The sequence below is a fragment of the Streptomyces sp. XY431 genome (assembly GCF_001279805.1).
Taxonomy (GTDB): Bacteria; Actinomycetota; Actinomycetes; order Streptomycetales; family Streptomycetaceae; genus Kitasatospora; species Kitasatospora purpeofusca.
Map to the genome: position 1 here is coordinate 1 of NZ_LGDO01000161.1, position 7025 is coordinate 7025.

At 75.3% G+C, this 7025-nt stretch carries 6 protein-coding genes; 3 read left to right on the forward strand and 3 right to left on the reverse strand.

Annotated elements, in window-relative coordinates; all coding sequences use genetic code 11:
- On the reverse strand, positions 1 to 1226 hold a 1226-nt coding region (locus ADK60_RS18255; protein WP_286185286.1), incomplete at its 3' end, for a serine/threonine-protein kinase.
- Between the two features lie 7 nt (positions 1227 to 1233).
- Positions 1234 to 2082, reverse strand: a complete 849-nt coding sequence (locus ADK60_RS18260) for a serine/threonine protein kinase (RefSeq protein ID WP_234371136.1) — start codon at positions 2080 to 2082, stop codon at positions 1234 to 1236.
- Between the two features lie 359 nt (positions 2083 to 2441).
- Between ADK60_RS18260 and ADK60_RS18265 the strand changes: the two genes are divergently transcribed.
- The 3 genes from ADK60_RS18265 to ADK60_RS18275 all read left to right on the forward strand — a co-directional run bounded on the left by ADK60_RS18265 (position 2442) and on the right by ADK60_RS18275 (position 5755).
- Positions 2442 to 2873 (forward strand): hypothetical protein, encoded by a 432-nt coding sequence (locus ADK60_RS18265; protein WP_159394330.1) that lies wholly within the window; start codon positions 2442 to 2444, stop codon positions 2871 to 2873.
- Between the two features lie 558 nt (positions 2874 to 3431).
- Complete coding sequence (locus tag ADK60_RS18270; protein ID WP_053647304.1) at positions 3432 to 4415, forward strand: polysaccharide deacetylase family protein; 984 nt, start codon at positions 3432 to 3434, stop codon at positions 4413 to 4415.
- 185 nt (positions 4416 to 4600) lie between these two features.
- The gene (locus ADK60_RS18275; protein ID WP_159400482.1) at positions 4601 to 5755 is read left to right on the forward strand and encodes a GNAT family N-acetyltransferase; all 1155 of its coding nucleotides are present in this window, start codon (positions 4601 to 4603) and stop codon (positions 5753 to 5755) included.
- Positions 5756 to 5791: 36 nt separating this feature from the next.
- On the opposite strand, the gene ADK60_RS18280 is transcribed toward ADK60_RS18275, so the two are convergent.
- Entirely contained in the window at positions 5792 to 6925 is a 1134-nt protein-coding gene (locus tag ADK60_RS18280) for an aminotransferase class I/II-fold pyridoxal phosphate-dependent enzyme (protein ID WP_053647308.1), read from the reverse strand.
- Between the last annotated feature and the right edge of the window lie 100 nt (positions 6926 to 7025).

Below are 7025 nucleotides of genomic sequence, written 5' to 3' on the forward strand. Positions count from 1 at the left end.
GCGCCGGGGGGCGGGGGGACAGGGCCCGCGGGGACGGCGGGGGCGTCGGCGCCGGACGTGGGGCCGGACGTGGGACCGGAGGGCGCGGGCCGCTCGGGTGCTCCGGTGACGAGGAGCAGCGTCGCGGCGGCGGCGAGCAGCAGCGCCGCGCGCGTGGCGGATCGGCGCCGGGTCCTTGGTCGACCCGGTGCGACGGGGCCCGGCGCGACGGGGCCTGGCGCGACGTCGGCACCCCCGTCATCGCTCCCGCCACCGTTCCCGCTCCCGCCACCGTTCCCGCTCCCGCCCAGGGCACCGGCGAGCAGGGCGGCGAGGTCCAGCTGCGCACGCCGCTGCCGGTCGGCCGTCAGGCAGGCCGTGACCAGCGGCCGCCACCGCTCCGGCAGCGCGGCGTCGAGCCGCAGCGGGGCGCTGCCGCGCGCGTAGGCGACCGCGGCCAGCGAGCGCGCGCGGGCGGTGGCGCCGAGGAAGGGGTGCAGTCCGCCGGTCAGCACCTGGTGGGCGAGGACGCCGTAGGCCCACAGGTCGGCGCTCGGGCGGAGCGCCGCACCGCGCGCGCCGGTCCGCTCGGACCACCACTCGGGCGGCACGTGGTCCGGCGAGCCGAGCGGCGGGGCGTAGGCGTGGGTGCCCTCCAGTTCCGCGGTCAGCCCGAAGTCGGCGAGTTTGGCGGTGCCGTCGGCCATCAGCAGGACGTTGCCGGGCTTGAGGTCCCCGTGCACCCAGCCGGAGCCGTGCATGTGGCGGAGCCCGGCGGCGACCTCGGCCAGGATCCGCTCGGCGCCCGGCGGCGGGTGCGGCGGCCGGGCCCCGGCCAGGAGGTCGTGCAGGCTGCGCTCGGCACGTTCCATCACCAGGGCCACGGCGCCGTCGAGTTCGGGTCGGTCCGGGTCGGTGAGGGTGAGCACGGCGAAGGTGCGGATCAGGTGCGGATGGTCGGCGCGGCGGCTGAACCGGATCTCGCTGCTGGCGACCTGGGCGACCGCCTGCCGCTGCCCCGGCCCTAGCCGCCCCGGTTGGAGGAACTTGACCGCCACTTCGGCGAGTTCGCCGCCCGCCGCGCGATCCGGATCGGCTGCGCGGGCGGCGTGGACGCTGCCCCAGCCGCCCGCACCGATCCGCTCGCCGACCAGGTAGCCCCCGACCGGATAGCCCGCCGGAACCGCGAACCCCGCCCCACCGCAGGGCGGCCGGGCTCCGGGCGGGTCCACCGCGCGTGGCGCCACCGCCCGGTCACCCGCCGCGCCGGGGCGGGAGCAGCACCAGGTGCTCCTCCCGCACCAGGTCGAACCTCAGTGCCAGCGCCACGAGTTCCTCCCGCTTGCCACCGGCGCCGCCTCCCCCGGGGTCGACCGGCTCGGCCGGGTCGCGCAGCCGGAGCTTGCTGCCGACCAGGTAGTCGATGTGGTAGTTGACGGCCGACCGGGTGAGGTCGCGACAGGAGGGCAGGCAGCGCAGCCGGGCCAGCACCTCGGTGACTCCGGGGACGGCCGCCGCGGAGGGCGAGCGCAGGCGCGGCTCGCAGAGCGCGAGCAGGACGAGAAAGTACTTGGCCCCCGGGTCCAGGGCGAACGGGCTGACCGTCGGTTCGCCGTACCCGACCCCTGGCGCGCCGCCGTCGTCCGGGCCCCCCGATCCGCCTGCTCCGCCTGCCAGATAGGCGTGTTGGGGCGCGAAGACCTTGAACGCGACCGGCTCGCCGAGGGCCGGCAGCAGCACCCGGGAGAACTCGAACGGCACCGGCGCGCCGAGCCGTCCGGGCGCGACCTTGACGTGCTCGCCGGCACCTTCGAGGTTCTCGACGACATAGGTCGCGGTGGCACTGAAGTTGGAGAGCCGCCAGTAGTCCTCGGCGGCCGTGATCTCGCCGGCCCGACGCGACACGCCGAGGTCGGGGATCGGCACGGCGAGCGGCCGGCCGGGCTCGCCGCGCCCGAACTCCACGCTGTCGCCCGGCCCGAGGTGCAACAGGGCCGGTCGGGCGGGCGGAGCACTGCGGGGCGGCCGCGGCAGCCGGGCGAACCGACGGTCGGCTCGGACCGGCGGGCGGGGGTCGGGCAACTGCACGATGACCGTGTTCATCCAGGTCACCTCCGGGGGTCGGCCCGATCGTAGCTGCCCGAACGACCTATGGGCGCCACGCCACCCGAACGAGTGAACGCCGCGTCGTGGCCAGCGAGTTGCGCGGGAACCGGGGCGGGAGGCCGCGAACGGGAGAGCGAGGGCCGCGGACCGGAGAGCGAGGGCCGCGGACCGGAGGACGACACCCGTTCGTCGGCGGAGTAACACCCGACGGTAATCGTGAGGTCACTGGTGAGATTGCAAGCTGTAGTTGAACGGTCACCATGAGTGTGATGCAGCACACACGAGACACGTCCATATTTTGTGCAAGACTCATCCCACAGAGTGAGATTCCCTTTCATTCCAAGGAGGTTGACATCATGAACGCTCGTATCGCAGCTCTGATGGTCGCGGCGGCAGGGATCATGGCGGCCACGGTCGCTCCGGCCACGGCCGCGACGGTCACCGCCGAGGGCACGACCTCGGTCACGAACGGGGCGGGCGGCGTCTCCTGTACGACGGTGCTGAACCAGCCGTGCGTCTGGCAGGAGAAGGACGGCGGAGGATTCGTCGGCGTCGCCCAGGTGGCCGCCGCGCCCGGGCAGCTGACGATAGTCAAGGTCGAGGTACGCACCCAGCGCGCATGGGGCAGCCCGTGGCTGCCCGCCGCCTCGGCGACCACCGTCACCAAGGGCTCCGCCAAGGCCGTGACCCCCCGCGTGGTCACCAGCGACCTCAAGATGGTCTGCGCCACCGCCGGCCCGGCCCTCGAGGCCGCGCAGCAGGTGACCACCTGCACCTACCCCTTCTGAGGCCCCGTCGGGCGAGGAAGGGGTGACGCGGTCGGGGCCCCGCAGCCCCGGCCACGGCCGGCCGCCGGGTCCGCAACCGGCGGCCGGACCGCTTCCCTCCCGGCGCACCCGCCCCCGCTCCCACCAGCAATCACTCAGGATGCTCCCAGCCGTCGCACAGGTCACCGGTGCGTCGCCGAATTCGCCAACCTCTCCCCGAAGCCCGTCCGCAACGCACAACCCGGGTCGGAGCATGGGATTTTGCTCTATCTTGGGAATTCGTGGACGGGGCGGGCCGCCCACCGGGCAGACCTGTGCCGAACGGCCGGAACTGCCCGTGCGACATGTCCCACCCCCGCCGCCGCAGCATCACACGGGGAGGAAGGGGGGAGCGTGTCCATGCCCGAGGGGACCGCGCATTCGACCGGGACCGAGCACGGCCCGAGCACCGGATCGGCCGACGGGACAGCCACCGGAACGGCCGTCGGAAGGGGTGGCGGGACCGCCACCGGGACGGCCACGAGAACGGACCCGGCGCCGACCGGGGTACCGGCCGCGGATCCGAGTCCGAGTCCGACCGTGGATCCGGGTCCGGCATCGGCATCGGCATCCGCACCGGCCACCGCCCCGCGGAGGGCACGGCTCGCCGGCCGCCGCGCCACCGTCGACGCCGTCCTGCGCAACTCGCCGCTCCAGCCGCTGTTCCGGCTCGCCGCCACCCGGCGGCTGGCCGTCCTCGCCTACCACGGGGTGGACGACCCCCGGGTGTTCGCGCTCCAGATGGAGCGCCTGGTCCGCGTCGCCCGCCCGGTCCCGCTCGCGGCCGTCGAGGAGGCCGTGCGCACCGGCCGGGCCCTGCCGCCCCGCAGCGTGCTGGTCACCTTCGACGACGGCGACCGCACCGTGCTCACCGAGGGCCTGCCCGTACTGACCCGGCTCGGCATCCCCGCCGCCGCCTTCGTGGTCACCGACCTCATCGGCGGCGACCAGCCGTTCTGGTGGGCCGAGGCCGCGTTCCTCGCCGCCCACGGCGGCACCGCCCGCAGCCTGGCCGAATCCCCGCCGGGCGACGCCGTCCGCCGGTTGAAGACCCTCCCCGACGGGGAGCGCCGGGCCGCGCTGGCCGAACTCCGGGAGAGCGCCCGGGCCCTCGCCCCCCGCCAGGAACAGCTCACCCCCGCCGATCTGCTGACGCTCACCCGCAACGGTGTGGCGGTCGGCAACCACACCGCCGGCCACCCGTGCCTCGACCGCTGCGAGGGCGGCACCGTACGGGACGAGATCCGGCGCGCCCACGAGGCGCTCACCGGCTGGCTCGGCGGCGAGGAACCCACCGCCTTCGCCTACCCCAACGGCAATATCGACCCCCGCGCCGACGCCGAACTGCGGCGCCTCGGCTACCGGACCGGCTTCCTCTTCGACCACCGCCACGACCGGCTGCTGCCGCCGCACCCGCTGCGGATCAGCCGGTTGCGGGTCAACTCGACCACGGGGCGGGACCGGTTCGACACCATCCTGTCCGGGCTCCACCCCGCCGTGCACCACCTGCGCGGCGGCAGCTGACCGCCCGCGGCCAGGCGCGCCAACTCCCCTGCCGGTGAAGCCCGGTACCGGCAGGGGAGCAAGCCGAACCGCGTCGCTCGGGGGCGGGAATCCGGGAGAATACGGACCTGACCGCGACCGGAGCGCCGACCGGCGGCGCACCGGGGCGGCGGAGACCTGGGGGCAGGGGCGTGGGGGCAGGAAACGTGGGAGCGCGAGACCTGGGGGCGGCGCGGCGGAGGTCGGCCACGGCGCGCACGGTGCCGGTCCGCCACCGGACGGCCGCGCTGCCGGCGGAGGTGGTCGACGGCTGGCGCGAACTGGCGGCGGGCGAGGCCGGGAGCGCGTGGTTCAGCACACCGGAGTGGACCCTCGCCTGGTGGGAGACACTGGGCGCGACCGCCGGTGACGGCGAGATCGTGGTGTGGCGGGACGGGGACGGCCGGATCGACGCCGTACTCCCCCTGCTGCGCACCGCCCAGCGGCTCCACCCGCGCGCGCCGCTGGACGTCCCCTGTCTGACGGTGCTCGGCTCCGGCGCGGGCGCGGCCGACCACTGCGGCTTCGTCGTCGCGCCGCACCGCCGCGCCGAGGTGGCCGGCTGGCTCGCCCGGCGCGGGCGGCGGACGAGCCTGCTGCTCACCGACCTGGATCCCGAACAGACCGCCCAACTGCCGCCCGGCGCCGTGGAGATCGGACGCACCGCGTGCCCGCGCACCGATCTTGCGGCCGGTCCGGAGGCGCTGGGGAGCCGCCAGTTCCGCGCCGACCTGCGCCGCTACGGCCGGAAGCTGGCCGCCGAGGGGATCACCTTCCGCTGGGTGCCGCCCGCCCTGGCGGCGGCCGAACTCCCGGCACGCTTCGAGCTCCTGCACACCGCCGTCCGGCTGCACCGGCTGCGCCGGGCCGCGCTCGGCCGGCCGACCACCTTCGACGAGGCCAGGGCGCCGCTGCACCTGCGGGTGATCGAACGGGCGGCCGACACCGGACGCGGTGAGGGTCCGGCGTTCCTGGTCGCGGAGCGGGCGGGCGAAGTGGTCGGCGTGCTGTACGGGTTCCAGTGGCGGGACACCTTCGCCTACTACCAGATCGGCTGGGACCAGACCTGGGCGCCGCTGCGGCTCGGCACGGCGGTGATCGCCGAGGCGATCCGGGCGGCCGCCGGACAGGGGCTGACCACCTTCGACTTCCTGCGCGGCACCGAGCCGTACAAGTACCGCTTCGACGCGGTGGACCGGGAGGACGTCTCCTGGCTGGTGCCGCACGGCCTGCCGGGGGCGCTGCTCGGGCTCAAGTACCGTGCCAAGGCCGCCCGTCGGGAGCCTTCGGCGGAGGCGGGGGCCGTCCCGGCCGCGCACTGACAACGGCTCACCGGCACCCGGCCTGCCCGCGCCCGCTCAGTGCCGACCCTTCAGCCAGCCGGCGAAGGCGTCGAGCGCGGGGGCCGGGTCGCGGCGGCCGAGGCCGATCCGGAACCGGTCGGCGGGCGTCGGGGTGAGTTCCGAGCCGAAGATGGAGGCCGGCAGCAGCAGGACGCCGGCCTCCTCGACCAGCCCGGTGCAGAACGCCTCGACGCCGTCCGCGCCCAGGTAGCGCGGATACGCGACGCAGCCGCCGTCCGGGGCGCGCCACTCGAACAGGCCGTCGAAGCGGGCGAAGAACTCGTCGAAGAGCGGCAGATTGGCCGCGATGATCGCCCGGTTGCGGGCCAGGATCGACTCGCGTGCCTTGATCGCGATCCTGGCGAGGACCTCGCTGGGAGCGGCGTTGCAGATGGTGGTGTAGTGCTTGGCGCGCTCCAGCCGTCCGCGCAACTCCCGGTCGCGGCAGGCGATCCAGCCGATCCGCAGGCCGGGCAGGCCGAGCGACTTGGAGGTGACGTTGAGCGAGAGGGCACGCTCGGACAGGTCGGCGGCCTGGGGCAGGGCGCGGGCCGGGTCGCGCTCCAGACCCCGGTAGACCTCGTCGCTGAAGAGGTGGATGCCGCGCTCGTCGCAGATCTCGGCCAGCCGGACGAAGTCGGCGGCGTCGATCACCGCCCCGGTGGGGTTGTTGGGGAAGTTGACGGACACCACCCGGGTGTTGGGGCGCAGCGCGGCGGTGAGTTCGTCGAGGTCGAGCGCCCAGTCGCGGCCGGGGTCGAGGGCGACACCGGTGACCTCGCAGAGGGACAGCGGAACGGTCTCGGCGGACTGGTAGTTGGGCGTGAGCACCACGGCGTGGTCCTCGGGGCCGAGCAGCACCTGCATCGCCAGGTTGAGCCCCTCCTGGGCGCCGCCGAAGCAGATCACGTCATCGGCGTCGGCCCGCTCGTAGAGTCCGGCGATCGCCTCGCGCAGGGCCGGGTCGCCGAAGGTCTCGGTGTAGCCGAGCGCGAGGGTGTCCCACGCGTGGCGGTCCTCCGGGTCGGCGAGGGCGAGCAGTTCGGACATCGCCATGGTCTGCGCGTCGGAGGCCGTGAGGTGGTGGCGGGCGGTGAACTCCCAGCGGGAGAAGTAGGTCTCCAGGCGGAAGTCGGGGAGCCGGGTCATGGCGGGCCTCCTTCTTTCGGGCGGGGCGGGCGGGGGGGGGGGGGGGGGGGGCGGGCGGTCCGGGGGGGGGGGGGGCGCCCGGGGGGGGGGGGGGCTCCGG

Coding starts and splice junctions, on each gene's coding strand:
- ADK60_RS18265 (WP_159394330.1), top strand. CDS start 2,442: ATGAACGCTCGTATCGCAGCTCTGATGGTCGCGGCGGCAGGGATCATG.
- ADK60_RS18280 (WP_053647308.1), bottom strand. CDS start 6,925: ATGACCCGGCTCCCCGACTTCCGCCTGGAGACCTACTTCTCCCGCTGG.
- ADK60_RS18260 (WP_234371136.1), bottom strand. CDS start 2,082: ATGAACACGGTCATCGTGCAGTTGCCCGACCCCCGCCCGCCGGTCCGA.